Below are 19,097 nucleotides of genomic sequence, written 5' to 3' on the forward strand. Positions count from 1 at the left end.
GAACACTAATTGTGTATATGCGCCTTGCTAACCGCTGCCGGGGCATTAAGCTGAGCGCCGTTTTTGCCTATCGGAGTGCCCCATGTCCCGTCGTTTGCCGCTGATTTTGCTGCTTATTGCCCTGCCATTGTGGCTGGCCGCCAGTTATGGCGCGCGGTATGGCTTTATGGAAGATGGCAGTTGGTTGGGCATCTGCACCGACGACGCCAGCCGCTGGGAATGCCAGTTGCGTTCGAACCTGGGTTGGATGATCCACTTCAAGGTACTGGGCTGGGCGGCGTTGATCAGCTCGGTGCTGGCGTTTATCGTGCCCGGTCGTGCGGGGTGGTGGTTGGCGGTGCTGGGGATGGTGTTCGGGTTGCCGGCGCTGGCGTTGTACAACACCACGTTTGCGGTGTTTGCGCTGGTGATTGCGGGGTTGCGGTTGGTCCGTAGGAGCGAGCTTGCTCGCGAAAATCGTTAACGATAACGCGGGGTTGCTGAAACCCCGCGTTGCCCCGGCCTTCTTCGCGAGCAAGCTCGCTCCTACAGGAAATAGTATTAAGCCTTGCGCACCCGTAAGCACCGCCACAAGGCTGCAACCATCAGAGCGCTAACCACCGCCCAACCCCAAGCCTGCTGGTTCATCAAGCCCTCACGGTACAACTGCGGCGCAATGCCGGCACCGATGATAAAGGCCAGCAGAGCGATCTCCCTACGTGGCCCCGTCACCGGACGCACCAGGTACACCAGCGCCGGCAGCACCAGCGCCGCGCTCGGGAAGCTGCGATAGCGCGGGTCAAACACCAGCATCAGCATCATCACTGCCCCCGCGAACCCGGCAATTGCCACCAGCCAGCCTGCCCGTTGTTCCAGCCAGGTGAACGCACGGCCGCGCCAGTGTTCGCGTGCGCTCAAGGCCAGTGCGCCATGGGCCAGTACCAGCAGGTTCAATGCGAGCAGCAACCCTGCCCATACCCACTCATCACTAAAGCGCGCAGTGACACGGGTCAGCTCGGCCCAGGCGCCAATCGAACATGCAGCCACAGCGCCCAGCAGCGGTAGGGCAATGGCCGCGCGCGTGCTACGGACGCGACCGCCCAGTACCAAGGTGCCCAGCAGGATAACCCCGCCAACCCCCAGCCACAGCGGCCAGTACGGCAGGTTGGTCACCGGCCCGGCGAGGATGCCCTTGTCCTGGCGATCTGCATCGAACAGGCCCCAGTAGCCGCCCACTGCACCTTCGCTGGCACGCTTCCACGGCTGGTCGAAGGCTTCGATGAGGTTGTAGTGCCAGCCATTGGCCTCGGCCATGGCGACGAACCCACGCATGAACTTGGCTTCGTTGACCCGGCTCGGTACGGCAGTTTCCCGTTGGCGGCCCTCGCTGGGCCAGCCGGTTTCACCGATCAGGATGTCCTTGGGCGCAAACTTGTTGCCGAACGTCTGGCGCACATCGCCCACATGTTTGAGCGCCTGGTCGATGCCGGACGGGTCATCTTCCCAGTACGGCAGCAGGTGAATAGTGAGGAAGTCCACGGCCGGGGCGATTTCCGGGTGCTGCAGCCAGAACTCCCACACATCTGCATAAGTCACTGGCTGCTTGATTTGGCTTTTGACCGTGTGGATCAGTGCCACCAACTGCTTGGCGGTGACTTCTTTGCGCAGCAGCGCTTCGTTGCCGACGATGACCGCCGTGATGACATCTGGGTGGGCGTTGGCCGAGGCGATCAGTTCATTGATTTCTTTCTTGGTCGCCACCGGGTCACTGCTGACCCAGGCGCCCGCCGTCACCTTCAAGCCATGCTTGCGCGCCATGTCCGGCAGGGCTTCCAGGCCGGTCATGGAGTAGGTGCGAATGCATTCGAAGCGGGTGGCCAGCAGCGCCAGGTCGGCGTCCATGCGCTCGGGGCGCAGCTTGAACGGCTGGTCGAAGGGGGATTGGTCTTTATCGAACGGTGTGTAGGACGCGCACTGCATCTTGTGGCTGGCGCTGGCCGCGTCCGGCAATACCACCGGCCGGCCGAGGCCATACCAGTAACCCACCAGGGCCAACAGGCCGAGGAGCAAGGCGAAGAAATAGGGCAGGGCAGGGAAGCGGGCAGTCGCAGGCATGGTTGGCTTATCTGGGGGAGCAAAGGCGCGCATCTTACCCGGAATTGGCCCATCCCAGTGGGGCTGCATAATTTTGACATGCAAAGTTCGGGCGGGATTTTGACGTCAAGTCCTACAAAGCATCCTACTGGCGTTGTGATGTCGTTTCCTGCTTGCATGAGGTCGCTGACAGAGCAGGTCCAAGGGCCCGTCGGGTTGATGATCCAAGTGTCAGCACTCCACTGATAGGAAGGCAGCCGGATCCATGCGCGTGAAGGGGGCGCGGAGCACCACATAACAACAGGTTGACGTCGCTCGGCATCCGTCGGGCGCAGCACTTTCGGGGAAGTACTATGAAGATGCGACGACTCTTGGGCGCAGCTGCCACTCTGGTAGTTGCGATGAGCTCCACACTGGCCAGCGCCGACAGCAAGACCCTGAGCATCGGCTACGTAGACGGCTGGTCCGACAGCGTGGCCACCACCCACGTAGCGGCAGAGGTGATCAAACAAAAGCTCGGTTATGACGTCAAGCTGCAAGCGGTCGCCACCGGGATCATGTGGCAAGGCGTGGCCACCGGCAAACTCGATGCCATGCTCTCGGCCTGGCTGCCCGTGACCCACGGCGAATACTGGACCAAGAACAAAGACAAGGTGGTCGACTACGGCCCCAACTTCAAGGATGCGAAAATCGGCCTGATCGTGCCGGAGTACGTCAAGGCCAAGTCCATCGAAGACCTCAAGACCGACACCACCTTCAAGAACAAGATCGTCGGCATCGACGCAGGTTCTGGCGTAATGCTCAAGACCGACGAAGCCATCAAGGCCTATGGCCTGGACTACAAGCTGCAAGCCAGCTCGGGCGCTGCGATGATCGCCGAACTGACCCGCGCCGAAGACAAGCAGGAGTCGATTGCGGTCACCGGTTGGGTGCCACACTGGATGTTCGCCAAGTGGAAGCTGCGCTTCCTGGACGATCCAAAAGGGATTTATGGTGCTGCTGAAACCGTCAACAGCATCGGCAGCAAGGGCCTGGAGAAGAAAGCGCCGGAAGTCGCGGCCTTCCTGAAGAAATTCCAGTGGGCCTCCAAGGATGAAATCGGCGAAGTCATGCTCGCCATCCAGGAAGGCGCCAAGCCTGATGCAGCAGCCAAGGATTGGGTGGCCAAGCACCCTGAGCGCGTAGCTGAGTGGACCGCTAAATAACATTCACTGATATACCCCTGTGGGAGGGGCGGTGCGACGGTTCGACTTGCTCCCGATAGCAGTGTGACAGTCAGTACCTCTGTGACTGATACACCGCTATCGGGAGCAAGCCCCCTCCCACATTGATTTCACCCTCTGCAAATCCTCCTGCGTCCTCACAATCCCTCGCTACACTCGATCTAAGACTAAGGTCGTCTGGAACCTCTACGGCAGCCGCATACAGTGGATACGTTCCAAAATAATAAAAAAGCTGTGCTGCGAGGATAAAAACAATGAACGACAGCATTTACCTCTCGATTCAAAACAGCCCGCGCTTCAAGGAGCTGGTAAGGAAAAGGGAACGGTTCGCCTGGATTCTCTCGGCGATCATGCTAGGGCTTTACTCCGCTTTCATCCTGTTGATCGCCTACGGGCCACAAGTGCTGGGGGCCAAGCTCAGCCCCGGTTCCTCGATTACCTGGGGCATTCCCCTGGGCGTCGGACTGATTGTGTCCGCCTTCATCCTGACCGGCATCTACGTGCGCCGGGCCAATGGCGAATTTGACGACCTGAACAATGCGATTCTCAAGGAGGCTGCGCAATGATCGGTCGTCTACTGGCACTACTCGGCGCTTCGTTCTTTGCCCCGGCCCTCTGGGCGGCGGATGCATTGACCGGCGAAGTGCACAAACAACCCCTGAACGTATCGGCCATCGTGATGTTTGTCGCGTTTGTCGGTGCCACCTTGTGCATCACCTACTGGGCGTCCAAGCGCAACAAATCGGCAGCCGACTACTATGCGGCCGGCGGCAAGATCACCGGTTTCCAGAACGGTCTGGCGATTGCGGGCGATTACATGTCGGCGGCGTCCTTCCTGGGGATTTCCGCGCTGGTGTATACCTCTGGTTATGACGGCCTGATCTACTCGATCGGCTTCCTGGTGGGCTGGCCGATCATTCTGTTCCTGATCGCCGAGCGCCTGCGTAACCTGGGCAAATACACCTTTGCCGATGTGGCGTCGTACCGCCTTGGGCAAACCCAGATCCGCAGCCTGTCGGCCTGTGGCTCGCTGGTGGTGGTGGCGTTCTACTTGATTGCGCAGATGGTTGGTGCGGGCAAGCTGATTCAGTTGCTGTTCGGCCTGGACTACCACGTTGCGGTGATCCTGGTAGGTATCCTGATGTGCCTGTACGTGCTGTTCGGCGGCATGTTGGCGACCACGTGGGTGCAGATCATCAAGGCAGTGTTGCTGCTGTCCGGTGCTTCGTTCATGGCGCTGATGGTGATGAAGCACGTCAACTTCGACTTCAACGCATTGTTCTCCGAGGCGATCAAGGTTCACCCGAAAGGCGAGGCGATCATGAGCCCCGGCGGCCTGGTGAAAGACCCGATTTCAGCATTCTCCCTCGGGCTTGCGCTGATGTTCGGTACCGCTGGCCTGCCGCATATCCTGATGCGCTTCTTCACCGTCAGCGATGCCAAAGAAGCGCGCAAGAGCGTGTTCTACGCAACAGGCTTCATCGGCTACTTCTACATCCTCACCTTTATCATCGGTTTTGGCGCGATCCTGCTGGTCAGCACCAACCCGGCGTTCAAGGATGCGGCAGGCGCCTTGCTCGGTGGTAACAACATGGCGGCGGTGCACCTGGCCAACGCGGTGGGCGGCAGCATCTTCCTGGGCTTCATCTCGGCCGTGGCCTTTGCCACCATCCTTGCGGTGGTTGCCGGTTTGACCCTGGCTGGTGCTTCGGCGGTGTCCCATGACCTGTATGCCAGCGTGATCAAGAAAGGCAAGGCCAACGATAAGGATGAGATTCGTGTATCGAAGATCACCACTATTGCCTTGGGCGTACTGGCGATCGGCCTGGGTATCCTGTTCGAAAGCCAGAACATCGCGTTCATGGTTGGCCTGGCGTTCTCCATTGCCGCCAGCTGTAACTTCCCGGTGCTGCTGCTTTCCATGTACTGGAAAAACCTCACCACCCGTGGCGCCATGATTGGCGGCTGGCTGGGCTTGGTCAGCGCCGTAGGCCTGATGATCCTTGGCCCGACCATCTGGGTCTCGATCCTGCACAATGAAAAAGCCATCTTCCCTTACGAGTACCCGGCGCTGTTCTCGATGATCATCGCGTTCGTCGGCATCTGGTTCTTCTCCATCACCGACAAGTCGGCGGCGGCAGAGAAAGAGCGTGCGCTGTACTTCCCGCAGTTTGTGCGTTCGCAGACTGGCCTGGGGGCGAGTGGGGCGGTTAATCACTAAGGTTGTCGCTGGATAAGAAATGCCCCGGTCGAAAGGCCGGGGTATTTTTTTGCCTGAAGGTTTTGGGGTGGCTGGTCTATTGCTATCGGGGGCAAGCCCCCTCCCACAGTTAACCGAGTGCATCGGTTGGAATGCAGTCTAATGTGGGAGGGGACTTGCCCCCGATAGCGTCAGTTCAGGCAAAACAGTTTCCCGAATCCTGCACAAATAAAAACGGCCTCCACTAAGGGAGGCCGTTCTCAGTACAACCAAGTAGCTAAAGGCTTACTTGCGATCTTCCAGCTTGGTAATGTCACGCGACTCGTAGCCGGTGTACAGCTGGCGCGGGCGGCCGATCTTGTACGGGCTGGAGAGCATTTCTTTCCAGTGGGAGATCCAGCCCACGGTCCGCGCCAGGGCGAAGATCACGGTGAACATGCTGGTTGGAATGCCGATCGCCTTGAGGATGATCCCCGAGTAGAAGTCGACGTTCGGGTACAGCGAGCGCTCGATGAAGTACGGGTCGGTCAGGGCGATCTCTTCCAGGCGCATGGCCAGTTCGAGTTGCGGATCGTTCTTGATGCCCAGTTCCTTCAACACTTCGTCGCAGGTCTTCTTCATGACGGTGGCGCGCGGGTCGCGGTTCTTGTAGACCCGGTGACCGAAGCCCATCAACTTGAACGGATCGTTCTTGTCCTTGGCCTTGGCAATGAACTTGTCGATGTTGGACACATCGCCGATTTCATCGAGCATGGTCAATACGGCTTCGTTCGCACCGCCGTGGGCAGGGCCCCACAGTGCAGCGATACCGGCGGCGATACAGGCGAACGGGTTGGCACCCGAAGAGCCTGCCAGACGTACGGTAGAGGTAGAGGCGTTCTGTTCGTGGTCGGCGTGGAGGATGAAGATCTTGTCCATCGCGGCGGCCAGCACCGGGCTGATCGGTTTGATCTCGCACGGGGTGTTGAACATCATGTGCAGGAAGTTTTCCGCGTACGTCAGGTCGTTGCGCGGGTACATCATGGGTTGGCCCATGGAGTACTTGTAAACCATTGCGGCCAGGGTCGGCATCTTGGCAACCAGGCGGATCGCGGAGATTTCGCGATGCTGCGGGTTATTGATGTCGAGGGAGTCGTGATAGAAGGCTGACAGGGCGCCGACTACACCGCACATGACGGCCATTGGGTGGGCGTCGCGACGGAAGCCGTTGAAGAAGGTCTTCAACTGCTCGTGAACCATGGTGTGGTTCTTCACGGTGCTGACGAACTGGGCTTTTTGCTCGGCTGTTGGCAATTCGCCATTTAGCAGCAGGTAGCAGGTTTCCAGGTAGTCCGATTGCTCGGCCAGTTGCTCGATCGGGTAGCCGCGATGCAGCAAAATGCCATTATCACCATCGATGTAGGTGATCTTCGACTCGCAAGAGGCGGTCGACATGAAGCCTGGGTCGAATGTGAAACGGCCCGTGGCCGTCAGGCCCCGTACGTCGATAACATCGGGACCAACGGTGCCGGTTAAAATGGGCAGCTCGACGGGGGCTGCGCCCTCGATGATCAACTGCGCTTTTTTGTCAGCCATGTGGCCTCCTATTTATGCTTCAAATCATCAGACAGACCCCCCACGCAGGGCCCGCACCACTATAGTGAGATAAATTCAGATGTCAATTTGCCTAAAGTCTTGCCCCAGAAGGCTTTAACCGTACTTTTTCCTCGAAATTGACCGCCATTTACGCCTTTTATCTCGCCAGCGCAATCAGCTATTAGGGTGAGGTGAGCGCGTTGTCATTAGTAACCTAACTGTCTATACTCGGCCACCGACCGCCAAGGGCTTTTGGGCTTGCTTTCATTGGGGGTCGCACTCCCTGGGTGGTGCTTACCTGACCAGTGCACTCCCCAACAACTTTGCCCTGATTGTTAGGGGCTCTTCAGTGTGAAAAAAAGCCGTGAATAGCCAACGACCTGTAAACCTAGACCTAAGGACCATCAAACTCCCCATCACCGGCGTTACGTCGTTCCTGCACCGTGTTTCCGGCATCATCCTCTTCCTGGGCTTGGGCATCATGCTTTATGCATTGAGCAAATCCCTGGGTTCCGAGGAAGGATACGCCGAGGTGAAGGCATGCTTGACCAGCCCGCTGGCCAAGTTCGTAGCATGGGGCCTCCTGTCCGCTCTGCTGTATCACCTGGTTGCCGGTGTGCGCCACTTGATCATGGATGCGGGTATCGGTGAGACGCTCGAAGGCGGCCGCCTGGGCTCGAAAATCATCATCGCCATTTCCGTGGTGCTGATCGTTCTGGCAGGAGTTTGGATATGGTAACCAGCGTTACGAACCTTTCGCGTTCGGGCCTCTATGACTGGATGGCACAACGTGTGTCTGCGGTCGTTCTCGCGGCTTATTTCATTTTCCTGATCGGATACCTCGTCGCAAATCCAGGCATCAGCTATGAGCAATGGCATGGCCTGTTTTCCCACAATGCGATGCGAATCTTCAGTCTGCTGGCCCTTGTAGCCCTGGGCGCTCACGCCTGGGTTGGCATGTGGACCATCGCGACCGACTACCTGACGCCGATGGCGCTGGGCAAGTCCGCGACTGCAGTACGTTTTCTCTTCCAGGCAGTCTGCGGCGTCGCGATGTTCGCTTACTTCGTCTGGGGTGTGCAGATTCTTTGGGGTATCTGATTCATGGCTAACATTCCAACTATTTCATTCGACGCCATCATTATTGGTGGCGGCGGTGCTGGTATGCGCGCTGCGCTGCAGCTGGCCCAGGGCGGTCACAAGACTGCCGTGATCACCAAGGTGTTCCCGACCCGTTCCCACACCGTTTCGGCCCAGGGTGGCATCACCTGCGCCATCGCGTCCGCCGACCCGAACGATGACTGGCGCTGGCACATGTACGATACCGTCAAGGGTTCCGACTATATCGGTGACCAGGACGCTATCGAATACATGTGTCAGGAAGGCCCGGCTGCGGTGTTCGAGCTGGACCACATGGGTCTGCCGTTCTCCCGTACCGAGCAAGGCCGTATCTACCAGCGTCCATTCGGCGGTCAGTCGAAGGATTACGGCAAGGGCGGGCAGGCTGCCCGTACCTGCGCTGCTTCCGACCGTACCGGTCACGCGCTGCTGCACACCCTCTACCAGGGCAACCTGAAAGCCGGTACCACGTTCCTGAACGAGTACTACGCTGTCGACCTGGTGAAGAACGCCCAAGGCGAATTCGTCGGCGTGATCGCTATCTGCATCGAAACCGGTGAAACCACCTACATCCGCGCCAAGGCCACCGTGCTGGCGACCGGCGGTGCAGGCCGTATCTACGCTTCGACCACCAACGCCCTGATCAACACTGGTGACGGCGTAGGCATGGCCTTGCGTGCTGGCGTACCGGTGCAAGACATCGAAATGTGGCAGTTCCACCCAACCGGTATCGCCGGCGCCGGTGTACTGGTTACCGAAGGCTGCCGTGGTGAAGGTGGTTACCTGATCAACAAGCATGGCGAGCGTTTCATGGAGCGTTATGCTCCGAACGCGAAAGACCTGGCCGGTCGTGACGTGGTTGCTCGTTCGATGGTTAAAGAGATCATCGCCGGCAACGGCTGTGGCCCGAACGGCGACCACGTTCTGCTCAAGCTCGATCACCTGGGCGAAGAAGTACTGCACAGCCGCCTGCCTGGTATCTGCGAGCTGTCCAAGACCTTTGCCCACGTTGACCCGGTGGTTGCTCCGGTTCCGGTTGTACCTACTTGCCACTATATGATGGGCGGCGTGCCGACCAACATTCACGGCCAGGCGATCACCCAGAACGCCGAAGGCGAAGACGAGATCATCCACGGTCTGTTTGCAGTAGGTGAAGTGGCTTGCGTATCGGTCCACGGTGCCAACCGCCTGGGCGGCAACTCGCTGCTCGACCTGGTGGTATTCGGCCGTGCTGCTGGCCTGCACCTGGAAAAAGCGCTGACCGACGGCATCGAATACGATGACGCCACCGACGCCAACATCGAAGCTGCCCTGGCACGTCTGAACGCTCTGAACGAGCGCACTGATGGCGAAGACGTGGCAACCCTGCGTCGCGAGCTGCAAAGCTGCATGCAGAACTACTTCGGTGTGTTCCGTACCGGCGAATACATGCAGAAGGGCATTGCCCAGCTGGCTGATCTGCGCAAGCGCATCGCCAACGTCAAGATCAACGATAAGAGCCAGGCGTTCAACACGGCTCGTATCGAAGCCCTTGAGCTGCAAAACCTGCTGGAAGTGGCTGAAGCGACGGCAATCGCCGCCGAGGTTCGTAAAGAATCCCGTGGTGCCCACGCCCGTGAAGACTTTGAAGACCGCGACGACGAAAACTGGTTGTGCCACACCCTGTACTTCCCGGGTGACAAGCGCGTAACCAAGCGTGCCGTGAACTTCTCGCCGAAGACGGTTCCGACGTTTGAACCGAAGATTCGGACTTACTAAGGGTGGCTGCCATGTTGAAAGTCAGTGTTTATCGCTACAACCCTGATCAGGACGCTGCGCCGTTCATGCAGGAATTCCAGGTCGATACCGGTGGTAAAGACCTGATGGTGCTGGATGTATTGGCACTGATCAAAGAGCAGGACGAAGGTTTCTCCTATCGTCGCTCTTGCCGTGAAGGTGTGTGCGGTTCCGACGGCATGAACATCAACGGCAAAAACGGCCTGGCGTGCATCACGCCGCTGTCCGCCGTGGTTAAAGGCAACAAGCTGATCGTTCGTCCATTGCCAGGTTTGCCGGTTATCCGTGACCTGGTCGTCGATATGAGCATCTTCTACAAGCAATACGAGAAAGTTAAGCCGTTCCTGCAGAACGACACGCCGGCTCCGGCCATCGAACGTCTGCAGTCCCCGGAAGAGCGTGAGAAGCTTGACGGTCTGTACGAGTGCATCCTGTGCGCTTGCTGCTCGACCTCTTGCCCATCCTTCTGGTGGAACCCGGACAAGTTCCTGGGTCCAGCTGCCCTGCTGCAAGCGTACCGCTTCCTGGCAGACAGCCGTGACACCAAGACGTCCGAGCGTCTGGCTTCGCTGGATGACCCGTTCAGCGTATTCCGCTGCCGCGGGATCATGAACTGCGTCAACGTATGTCCCAAAGGCCTGAACCCGACTAAGGCCATTGGTCACATCCGTAACATGCTGCTGCAGAGCGGCGTGTAACTGACGTTGTAGTAAAGGCAGGACCGTTGTGCCCGTAAATGCTACGGCGCAGGCTTCAACCGGCGCCGTAGTTTTAACTTGAGCAGCGACTTACAAAGCCGCAGCTCTTATTTTGAAGAAATGAGACAAGCAGGGGCATTCGGGTTGGTACCCGAACTATCAGCGTGATCCTAAGTGGCTTGTTTTGGTCGCTGCACTTGGCCTTTTGCAAGCAAACTCGGTGTTTTCGCCGGTGGTGTCCCCAAATCGAGGGTGACCAAGCATGCAAGAAAGCGTGATGCAGCGCATGTGGAACAGCGGCTATCTTTCAGGTGGTAACGCTGCCTATGTGGAAGAGCTTTATGAGCTCTACCTGCACGACCCTAACGCTGTGCCAGAAGAATGGCGCACCAAATTTCAGACGTTGTCTTCAGACGGCAACGCTGCCACCGATGTATCGCATGCAACAATTCGCGATCAGTTCGTGCTGCTGGCAAAGAACCAGCGCCGCGCCCAACCGGTTTCCGCCGGCAGCGTGAGCAGTGAGCATGAGAAGAAGCAAGTTGAAGTACTGCGACTGATCCAGGCCTACCGGATGCGTGGCCACCAGGCGGCCCAGCTTGACCCGCTGGGGCTCTGGAAGCGTCCTGCACCTGCTGACCTGTCGATCAATCATTACGGCTTGACCAATGCCGATCTTGATACGACCTTCCGTGCCGGCGACCTGTTCATCGGCAAAGAGGAAGCGAGCCTACGCGAAATTCACGAAGCGTTGCAGCAGACATATTGCCGCACCATTGGCGCTGAGTTCACGCACATCACCGATTCCGAGCAACGCCACTGGTTCCAGCATCGTCTGGAAGGCGTGCGTGGTCGTCCGGTGTTGTCCGCCGATGTACGCAGCCACCTGCTTGAGCGCGTCACCGCTGCCGAAGGCCTGGAAAAATACCTGGGTACCAAATACCCGGGCACCAAGCGTTTCGGTCTGGAAGGCGGCGAAAGCCTGATCCCGATGCTCGACGAGCTGATCCAGCGTTCCGGTTCCTACGGCACCAAGGAAATCGTGATCGGCATGGCTCACCGTGGTCGCCTGAACGTGTTGGTCAACACTTTCGGCAAGAACCCGCGTGAGCTGTTCGACGAGTTCGAAGGCAAGAAGAAGGTCGAGCTGGGTTCCGGTGACGTCAAGTACCACCAGGGCTTCTCGTCCAACGTGATGACCACAGGCGGTGAAGTTCACCTGGCCATGGCCTTCAACCCATCCCACCTGGAAATCGTTTCTCCAGTGGTCGAGGGTTCGGTCCGTGCTCGCCAGGATCGTCGTAACGACACCACCGGTGAAAAAGTCCTGCCGATTTCCATCCACGGTGACGCGGCATTCGCCGGTCAAGGCGTGGTCCTGGAAACGTTCCAGATGTCGCAGACTCGCGGCTTCAAGACCGGCGGTACCGTTCACATCGTCATCAACAACCAGGTTGGCTTCACCATCAGCAACCCATTGGATGCGCGCTCCACCGAGTACGCCACCGACGTTGCCAAGATGATCCAGGCGCCGATCCTCCATGTGAATGGTGATGATCCGGAAGCCGTCCTGTTCGTGACCCAGCTCGCTATCGACTACCGCATGCAGTTCAAGCGTGACGTGGTTATCGACCTGGTTTGCTACCGCCGTCGCGGTCACAACGAAGCGGATGAGCCTAGCGGCACCCAGCCGTTGATGTACCAGCAGATCACCAAGCAGCGCACCACCCGTGAGCTGTACGCCGAAAGCCTGACCAAGGCCGGTGTGATCGATGAAGAGCGTGTTCAGGCGAAGATCGATGAATACCGCAACGCGCTGGACAACGGTCTGCACGTAGTGAAAAGCCTGGTCAAGGAACCGAACAAAGAGCTGTTCGTCGACTGGCGTCCTTACCTGGGTCACACCTGGACCGCGCGTCACGACACCTCGTTCGACCTGAAGACCTTGCAGGAACTGTCCGCCAAGCTGCTGGAAATCCCAGAAGGCTTCGTGGTGCAGCGCCAGGTTGCGAAGATCTACGAAGACCGTCAGAAGATGCAAGCCGGCGGCCTGCCGATCAACTGGGGTTACGCCGAAACCATGGCGTACGCGACCCTGGCGTTCGAAGGTCACCCGATCCGCATGACCGGCCAGGACATCGGCCGTGGTACGTTCTCGCACCGTCACGCGGTATTGCACAACCAGAAAGACGCGGGCACCTACATCCCGTTGCAGAACCTGTACGCAGGCCAGCCACGTTTCGACCTGTACGATTCGTTCCTGTCCGAAGAAGCCGTACTGGCGTTCGAATATGGCTACTCCACCACCACGCCAAACGCGTTGGTGATCTGGGAAGCCCAGTTCGGCGACTTCGCCAACGGTGCCCAGGTGGTTATCGACCAGTTCATCACCAGCGGCGAGCACAAGTGGGGTCGCCTGTGCGGTCTGACCATGCTGTTGCCACACGGTTATGAAGGTCAGGGGCCGGAGCACTCCTCGGCCCGTCTGGAGCGTTACCTGCAGCTGTGTGCCGAGCACAACATCCAGGTGTGCGTGCCGACTACCCCGGCCCAGATCTACCACTTGCTGCGTCGCCAGGTCATCCGCCCGCTGCGCAAGCCGCTGGTAGTGCTGACGCCAAAGTCGCTGCTGCGTCATAAATTGGCCATCTCGACCCTGGAAGATCTGGCGGATGGTTCGTTCCAGACCGTGATCCCGGAAATCGACGCGCTGGACGCGGCCAAAGTGACTCGCCTGGTGCTGTGCAGCGGCAAGGTCTACTACGACCTGCTGGAAAAACGCCGTGCCGAAGGCCGCGAAGACATCGCCATCGTGCGTATCGAGCAGCTTTACCCGTTCCCGGAAGACGACCTGATGGAGGCCATCGCGCCTTACACCAACCTCACCAATGTGGTGTGGTGTCAGGAAGAACCGATGAACCAGGGCGCGTGGTACAGCAGCCAGCATCACCTGCGTCGCAGCATTGGCAACCATAACAAGGCGCTGGGCCTGGAATACGCCGGTCGCGATGCTTCGGCAGCGCCTGCGTGTGGTTATGCGTCGATGCACGCCGAGCAGCAGGAAAAACTGCTGCAAGATGCTTTCACTGTTTAACGCCTTCGCGCTGACTGAAACCGAATTTTAAGGACCCACAGATAATGGCTATCGAAATCAAAGCCCCGTCATTCCCGGAATCGGTTGCCGATGGCACCGTTGCCACCTGGCACAAGAAACCAGGTGAGGCCGTCAAGCGTGACGACCTGATCGTCGACATCGAGACCGACAAAGTCGTTCTGGAAGTGTTGGCCGAAGCTGACGGCGTGCTGGGCGCAATCGTTGCCGAAGAGGGCGCTACCGTTCTGTCGAACCAGGTGCTGGGCTCGATCGAAGAGGGCAGCGCTGCTGCCGCTGCTCCTGCTGCCGCTGCACCGGCTGCTTCGGCTCCTGCCGCCGCCCCGGCTGCTGGCGCTGAAGATCCAATCGCTGCTCCAGCTGCGCGTCAACTGGCTGAAGAAAACGGCATCAACCTGGCTTCCATCAAAGGCACCGGCAAAGATGGCCGCGTGACCAAGGAAGACGTGGTTGCCGCTGTAGAAGCCAAGAAAAACGCTCCAGCTGCCGCACCTGCCAAGGCTGCAGCCCCGGCTGCCGCTGCCCCGGTATTCGCCGCTGGCGACCGTACCGAGAAGCGCGTACCGATGACCCGCGTACGTGCCACCGTGGCCAAGCGTCTGGTTGAAGCGCAGTCGAACATGGCCATGCTGACCACGTTCAACGAAGTCGACATGACCGAAGTCATGGCGCTGCGTTCGAAGTACAAGGATCTGTTCGAGAAGAGCCATAACGGCGTGCGCTTGGGCTTCATGTCGTTCTTCGTGAAAGCGGCCACCGAGGCGCTGAAGCGCTTCCCGGCAGTCAACGCTTCCATCGACGGCGGCGACATCGTTTACCATGGCTACGCAGACGTCGGCGTTGCCGTGTCCAGCGACCGTGGCCTGGTGGTTCCGGTTCTGCGTAACGCCGAGCTGATGAGCCTGGCTGAAATCGAAGGCGGCATCGCCGGCTTCGGCAAGAAAGCCCGTGACGGCAAGCTGACCATCGACGAGATGACCGGCGGTACCTTCACGATCACCAACGGTGGTACCTTCGGTTCGATGATGTCGACGCCGATCGTCAACCCGCCGCAAGCTGCGATCCTGGGCATGCACAACATCATCCAGCGTCCGATGGCCATCAACGGCCAAGTCGTGATCCGCCCGATGATGTACCTGGCACTGTCCTACGATCACCGCCTGATCGATGGTAAAGAAGCCGTGACTTTCCTGGTGACCATCAAGAACCTGCTGGAAGACCCGGCTCGTCTGCTGCTGGACATCTAAAAGACGCAGCAACACGTTGCGAGCTACAGGCTGTAGGAAAAAGCAGCCTGGTTTGCAACGTGTCGCTTGAAGCTTGTCGCTGAATAGAGGAACTATTTTCATGACGCAGAAATTCGACGTTGTAGTGATTGGTGCAGGTCCTGGCGGCTACGTTGCCGCTATCAAGGCCGCACAACTGGGCCTCTCGACTGCTTGCATCGAAAAATACACCGACAAGGAAGGCAAATTGGCGCTGGGCGGTACTTGCCTGAACGTTGGTTGCATTCCTTCCAAGGCGCTGCTGGACAGCTCCTGGAAATTCCACGAAGCCCAGGACGGCTTCGCGATCCACGGCATCAACCATGCTGGCGTAACCATGGACGTGCCAGCAATGGTCGGCCGTAAAGCCAACATCGTTAAAGGCCTGACCTCCGGCGTTGCTACCTTGTTCAAGGCCAACGGCGTGACTTCCCTGCAAGGCCACGGCAAGCTGCTGGCTGGCAAGAAAGTTGAAATCACCAAGCCAGACGGTTCGGTTGAAGTCATCGAAGCTGAAAACGTGATCCTGGCTCCAGGTTCGCGTCCAATCGACATTCCACCTGCTCCAGTTGACCAGAACGTGATCGTCGATTCGACCGGCGCCCTGGAATTCCAAGCGGTGCCTAAGCGTCTGGGCGTGATCGGCGCTGGCGTGATCGGTCTGGAACTGGGTTCGGTCTGGTCCCGCCTGGGTTCGGAAGTAACCGTGCTGGAAGCCCTGGACACGTTCCTGCTGGCTGCCGACACCGCAGTGTCCAAAGAAGCGCTGAAAACCCTGACCAAACAAGGTCTGGACATCAAGCTGGGCGCTCGCGTGACCGGCTCGAAAGTCAACGGCGAAGAAGTTGTCGTTAACTACACCGACAAAGATGGCGAGAAAACCATCACGTTCGACAAGCTGATCGTTGCCGTTGGTCGTCGTCCAGTGACCACCGACCTGCTGGCAGCTGACAGCGGCGTGAGCATCGACGAGCGTGGCTTCATCCACGTTGACGATCACTGCGCAACCTCCGTACCTGGCGTGTACGCCATCGGCGACGTGGTTCGCGGCATGATGCTGGCGCACAAGGCTTCCGAAGAAGGCATCATGGTTGTCGAGCGCATCAAGGGCCACAAAACCCAGATGAACTACGACCTGATTCCATCGGTTATCTACACCCACCCGGAAATTGCATGGGTCGGCAAGAACGAACAGCAGTTGAAAGCTGAAGGCGTTGAAGTTAACGTCGGCACCTTCCCGTTTGCCGCTTCTGGCCGTGCCATGGCAGCCAACGACACCGGTGGTTTTGTCAAGGTCATCGCTGATGCCAAGACTGACCGCGTATTGGGCGTCCACGTAATTGGCCCAAGCGCTGCAGAACTGGTACAGCAAGGCGCAATCGGTATGGAATTCGGCACCAGTGCCGAGGACCTGGGCATGATGGTCTTCTCCCATCCAACCCTGTCCGAAGCGTTGCACGAAGCAGCGTTGGCTGTGAATGGCGGCGCCATCCACATCGCCAACCGCAAGAAGCGCTAAGCGAGATAATAAGAAACCACGGCGGAGTTGCCCGTCGTGAGCCTTGCGAGCAAGACTCACCGCGGAATATCCGCTGGACGCAGTCTTGCGCAGCTTTACGGGCCCTGAGCCCCGCAGGTTGCGCAAGCAGCAGTCACAGGTGGCGCGGCACTCATAATGAGCGCAGCGCCGAATGCGCAGTACCTAACGAAGACGGTAAAAAGCATGAATCTTCACGAGTATCAGGGTAAGCAGCTGTTCGCTGAATACGGCCTGCCAGTATCCAAGGGCTACGCAGTAGACACCCCGGAAGCAGCAGCAGAAGCTTGCGACAAAATCGGTGGTACCGAGTGGGTTGTCAAAGCCCAGGTCCACGCTGGTGGTCGCGGTAAAGCGGGCGGCGTTAAGCTGGTTCGCAGCAAAGAAGACGCCAAGGCCTTCGCACAGCAGTGGCTGGGCAAGCGTCTGGTGACTTACCAGACTGATGCCAATGGCCAGCCAGTCACCAAGATCCTGGTTGAATCGTGCACTGATATCGCTAAAGAGCTGTACCTGGGCGCTGTCGTTGACCGTTCGAGCCGCCGCATCGTGTTCATGGCTTCCACCGAAGGTGGCGTGGACATCGAGAAAATCGCTCACGAAACCCCAGAAAAAATTCTGAAAGCCACTATCGATCCACTGGTTGGCGCTCAGCCATTCCAGGGTCGCGAGCTGGCTTTCCAGCTGGGCCTGGAAGGCAAGCAAGTTGCCCAGTTCGCCAAGATCTTCGTAGGTCTGGCCAAGCTGTTCCAGGATCACGATCTGGCTCTGCTGGAAGTGAACCCGCTGGTGATCAAGGCTGATGGCGATCTGCACTGCCTGGACGCCAAGATCAACATCGACGCCAACGCCATGTACCGTCAGCCTAAGCTGAAGACTTTCCACGATCCGTCGCAAGACGATCCGCGCGAAGCGCACGCTGCCAAGTTCGAACTGAACTACGTAGCCCTGGAAGGTAACATCGGTTGCATGGTCAACGGTGCTGGCCTGGCCATGGGTACCATGGACATCGTCAACCTGCATGGCGGCAAACCAGCCAACTTCCTCGACGTAGGTGGTGGTGCTACCAAAGAACGCGTTACCGAAGCCTTCAAGATCATCCTGTCCGACTCCAACGTCGCTGCAGTACTGGTCAACATCTTCGGCGGCATCGTTCGTTGCGACATGATTGCCGAAGGCATCATCGGTGCAGTGAAAGAAGTTGGCGTTAAAATCCCGGTTGTTGTTCGCCTTGAAGGTAACAACGCTGAACTGGGCGCTAAAGTACTGGCAGAAAGCGGTTTGAACATCATCGCGGCTACCAGCCTGACCGACGCTGCTCAACAAGTTGTCAAAGCTGCGGAGGGCAAATAATGAGCGTCCTGATCAATAAAGACACCAAAGTTATCTGCCAGGGTATTACCGGTTCGCAAGGTAGTTTCCACACCCAGCAAGCCATCGAATACGGCACCAAGATGGTTGGCGGCGTAACTCCAGGCAAAGGCGGCACCGAGCACCTGGGCCTGCCAGTGTTCAACACCGTGAAAGACGCTGTAGCTGCCACTGGCGCCACCGCCAGCGTGATCTACGTTCCAGCTCCTTTCTGCAAAGACTCGATCCTGGAAGCAGCCTTCGGCGGCATCAAGCTGATCGTCTGCATCACCGAAGGCATTCCTACCCTGGACATGCTGGACGCTAAAGTTAAGTGCGACGAGCTGGGTGTTACCCTGATCGGCCCTAACTGCCCAGGCGTGATCACCCCAGGCGAATGCAAGATCGGCATCATGCCAGGTCACATTCACTTGCCAGGCAAAGTCGGTATCGTTTCCCGTTCCGGCACCCTGACCTACGAAGCTGTTAAGCAGACTACTGACGCCGGTTTCGGTCAGTCGACTTGCGTCGGCATCGGCGGTGACCCGATCCCAGGTTCGAACTTCATCGACATCCTGAAGCTGTTCCAGGAAGACCCGAAGACCGAAGCGATCGTGATGATCGGTGAGATCGGCGGTTCGGCTGAAGAAGAAGCGGCTGCCTACATCAAGGCACACGTGACCAAGCCGGTTGTTTCCTACATCGCTGGTGTGACTGCCCCTGCTGGCAAGCGCATGGGCCATGCTGGCGCAATCATCTCTGGCGGCAAAGGCACTGCAGACGAGAAATTCGCTGCACTGCAAGACGCAGGCGTAAAAACCGTGCGTTCGCTGGCAGACATCGGCAAGGCCCTGGCCGAGCTGACCGGTTGGGCTGTCAAGTAAGCCTCGCGCTTAACTGACGCTTTACCAAGCAAAGGCCACCTTCGGGTGGCCTTTGTGCATTTCGGATCTGGTGAAGATCAAAATGTGGGAGCGGGCTTGCTCGCGAATGCAGTGTGTCAGCCGATGCATAAGTTGACTGAACCACCGCCTTCGCGAGCAAGCCCGCTCCCACATTTGTTGCCCGTATTGTCAAATTAGGTATGAAAACGCGACATTTGGATGTCGCTTATCGGACAGTGCGCCCCGCAACAGTGCGTTTGTCAGCCAATTTCTGTACCCTAGCCG

At 58.4% G+C, this 19,097-nt stretch carries 15 protein-coding genes; 13 read left to right on the top strand and 2 right to left on the bottom strand.

The annotated features are described in order from the left end of the window. The first annotated feature begins 82 nt into the window (after positions 1-82). A complete protein-coding gene (locus tag DYL59_RS03290; RefSeq protein WP_135287889.1) occupies positions 83-463 on the top strand; it encodes a hypothetical protein in 381 nt (126 codons plus the stop codon). Positions 464-540: 77 nt separating this feature from the next. Here DYL59_RS03290 and DYL59_RS03295 read toward each other — a convergent pair whose 3' ends face one another. After that, a complete protein-coding gene (locus DYL59_RS03295) occupies positions 541-2,094 on the bottom strand; it encodes a glycoside hydrolase family 17 protein (protein WP_135287890.1) in 1,554 nt (517 codons plus the stop codon). A gap of 332 nt (positions 2,095-2,426) precedes the next feature. Here DYL59_RS03295 and DYL59_RS03305 point away from each other — a divergent pair, with 332 nt between their 5' ends. The 3 genes from DYL59_RS03305 (at position 2,427) to DYL59_RS03315 (ending at position 5,517) form a co-directional block, all read left to right on the top strand. Then, positions 2,427-3,278 carry a glycine betaine ABC transporter substrate-binding protein gene (locus tag DYL59_RS03305; protein ID WP_135287891.1) on the top strand — a complete coding sequence of 284 codons (852 nt, stop codon included), beginning with the start codon at positions 2,427-2,429 and terminating at the stop codon, positions 3,276-3,278. Positions 3,279-3,550: 272 nt separating this feature from the next. Then, positions 3,551-3,862: a DUF485 domain-containing protein gene (locus tag DYL59_RS03310; protein ID WP_016972153.1), complete on the top strand. Its 312-nt coding sequence runs from the start codon at positions 3,551-3,553 to the stop codon at positions 3,860-3,862. Next, positions 3,859-5,517 carry a cation acetate symporter gene (locus DYL59_RS03315; protein ID WP_135287892.1) on the top strand — a complete coding sequence of 553 codons (1,659 nt, stop codon included), beginning with the start codon at positions 3,859-3,861 and terminating at the stop codon, positions 5,515-5,517. The genes DYL59_RS03310 and DYL59_RS03315 overlap by 4 nt, the downstream gene beginning before the upstream one ends. 264 nt (positions 5,518-5,781) lie before the next feature. On the opposite strand, the gene gltA is transcribed toward DYL59_RS03315, so the two are convergent. Then, positions 5,782-7,071 (bottom strand): citrate synthase, encoded by a 1,290-nt coding sequence (gene gltA / locus DYL59_RS03320; protein WP_003210575.1) that lies wholly within the window; start codon positions 7,069-7,071, stop codon positions 5,782-5,784. A 364-nt stretch (positions 7,072-7,435) separates the two neighbouring features. Here gltA and sdhC point away from each other — a divergent pair, with 364 nt between their 5' ends. From sdhC to sucD, 9 genes are all read left to right on the top strand, one after another. Beyond that, positions 7,436-7,810, top strand: coding sequence for a succinate dehydrogenase, cytochrome b556 subunit (sdhC, locus tag DYL59_RS03325; protein WP_016979564.1), 375 nt, complete (start codon positions 7,436-7,438; stop codon positions 7,808-7,810). Continuing rightward, a complete protein-coding gene (gene sdhD, locus DYL59_RS03330; protein ID WP_016974690.1) occupies positions 7,804-8,172 on the top strand; it encodes a succinate dehydrogenase, hydrophobic membrane anchor protein in 369 nt (122 codons plus the stop codon). The genes sdhC and sdhD overlap by 7 nt, the downstream gene beginning before the upstream one ends. A 3-nt stretch (positions 8,173-8,175) precedes the next feature. Next, positions 8,176-9,948, top strand: coding sequence for a succinate dehydrogenase flavoprotein subunit (gene sdhA, locus DYL59_RS03335; RefSeq protein WP_010211741.1), 1,773 nt, complete (start codon positions 8,176-8,178; stop codon positions 9,946-9,948). An 11-nt stretch (positions 9,949-9,959) separates the two neighbouring features. After that, positions 9,960-10,664, top strand: coding sequence for a succinate dehydrogenase iron-sulfur subunit (locus DYL59_RS03340; RefSeq protein WP_003172807.1), 705 nt, complete (start codon positions 9,960-9,962; stop codon positions 10,662-10,664). A gap of 262 nt (positions 10,665-10,926) precedes the next feature. After that, positions 10,927-13,758: a 2-oxoglutarate dehydrogenase E1 component gene (locus DYL59_RS03345; protein ID WP_135287893.1), complete on the top strand. Its 2,832-nt coding sequence runs from the start codon at positions 10,927-10,929 to the stop codon at positions 13,756-13,758. A 44-nt stretch (positions 13,759-13,802) separates the two neighbouring features. Further along, a complete protein-coding gene (odhB, locus tag DYL59_RS03350) occupies positions 13,803-15,023 on the top strand; it encodes a 2-oxoglutarate dehydrogenase complex dihydrolipoyllysine-residue succinyltransferase (protein ID WP_135287894.1) in 1,221 nt (406 codons plus the stop codon). A 100-nt stretch (positions 15,024-15,123) separates the two neighbouring features. Then, complete coding sequence (lpdA, locus tag DYL59_RS03355; RefSeq protein WP_135287895.1) at positions 15,124-16,560, top strand: dihydrolipoyl dehydrogenase; 1,437 nt, start codon at positions 15,124-15,126, stop codon at positions 16,558-16,560. A gap of 204 nt (positions 16,561-16,764) precedes the next feature. Then, positions 16,765-17,931 (top strand): ADP-forming succinate--CoA ligase subunit beta, encoded by a 1,167-nt coding sequence (gene sucC / locus DYL59_RS03360; protein WP_003233235.1) that lies wholly within the window; start codon positions 16,765-16,767, stop codon positions 17,929-17,931. Continuing rightward, positions 17,931-18,812, top strand: a complete 882-nt coding sequence (gene sucD, locus DYL59_RS03365; protein WP_071496227.1) for a succinate--CoA ligase subunit alpha — start codon at positions 17,931-17,933, stop codon at positions 18,810-18,812. The genes sucC and sucD overlap by 1 nt, the downstream gene beginning before the upstream one ends. The last annotated feature ends 285 nt before the right edge of the window (positions 18,813-19,097 follow it).

This window comes from Pseudomonas kairouanensis (assembly GCF_004682055.1).
GTDB lineage: Bacteria > Pseudomonadota > Gammaproteobacteria > Pseudomonadales > Pseudomonadaceae > Aquipseudomonas > Aquipseudomonas kairouanensis.

Coding starts and splice junctions, on each gene's coding strand:
- DYL59_RS03290 (WP_135287889.1), top strand. CDS start 83: ATGTCCCGTCGTTTGCCGCTGATTTTGCTGCTTATTGCCCTGCCATTG.
- DYL59_RS03295 (WP_135287890.1), bottom strand. CDS start 2,094: ATGCCTGCGACTGCCCGCTTCCCTGCCCTGCCCTATTTCTTCGCCTTG.
- DYL59_RS03305 (WP_135287891.1), top strand. CDS start 2,427: ATGAAGATGCGACGACTCTTGGGCGCAGCTGCCACTCTGGTAGTTGCG.
- DYL59_RS03310 (WP_016972153.1), top strand. CDS start 3,551: ATGAACGACAGCATTTACCTCTCGATTCAAAACAGCCCGCGCTTCAAG.
- DYL59_RS03315 (WP_135287892.1), top strand. CDS start 3,859: ATGATCGGTCGTCTACTGGCACTACTCGGCGCTTCGTTCTTTGCCCCG.
- gltA (WP_003210575.1), bottom strand. CDS start 7,071: ATGGCTGACAAAAAAGCGCAGTTGATCATCGAGGGCGCAGCCCCCGTC.
- sdhD (WP_016974690.1), top strand. CDS start 7,804: ATGGTAACCAGCGTTACGAACCTTTCGCGTTCGGGCCTCTATGACTGG.
- sdhA (WP_010211741.1), top strand. CDS start 8,176: ATGGCTAACATTCCAACTATTTCATTCGACGCCATCATTATTGGTGGC.
- DYL59_RS03340 (WP_003172807.1), top strand. CDS start 9,960: ATGTTGAAAGTCAGTGTTTATCGCTACAACCCTGATCAGGACGCTGCG.
- DYL59_RS03345 (WP_135287893.1), top strand. CDS start 10,927: ATGCAAGAAAGCGTGATGCAGCGCATGTGGAACAGCGGCTATCTTTCA.
- odhB (WP_135287894.1), top strand. CDS start 13,803: ATGGCTATCGAAATCAAAGCCCCGTCATTCCCGGAATCGGTTGCCGAT.
- lpdA (WP_135287895.1), top strand. CDS start 15,124: ATGACGCAGAAATTCGACGTTGTAGTGATTGGTGCAGGTCCTGGCGGC.
- sucC (WP_003233235.1), top strand. CDS start 16,765: ATGAATCTTCACGAGTATCAGGGTAAGCAGCTGTTCGCTGAATACGGC.
- sucD (WP_071496227.1), top strand. CDS start 17,931: ATGAGCGTCCTGATCAATAAAGACACCAAAGTTATCTGCCAGGGTATT.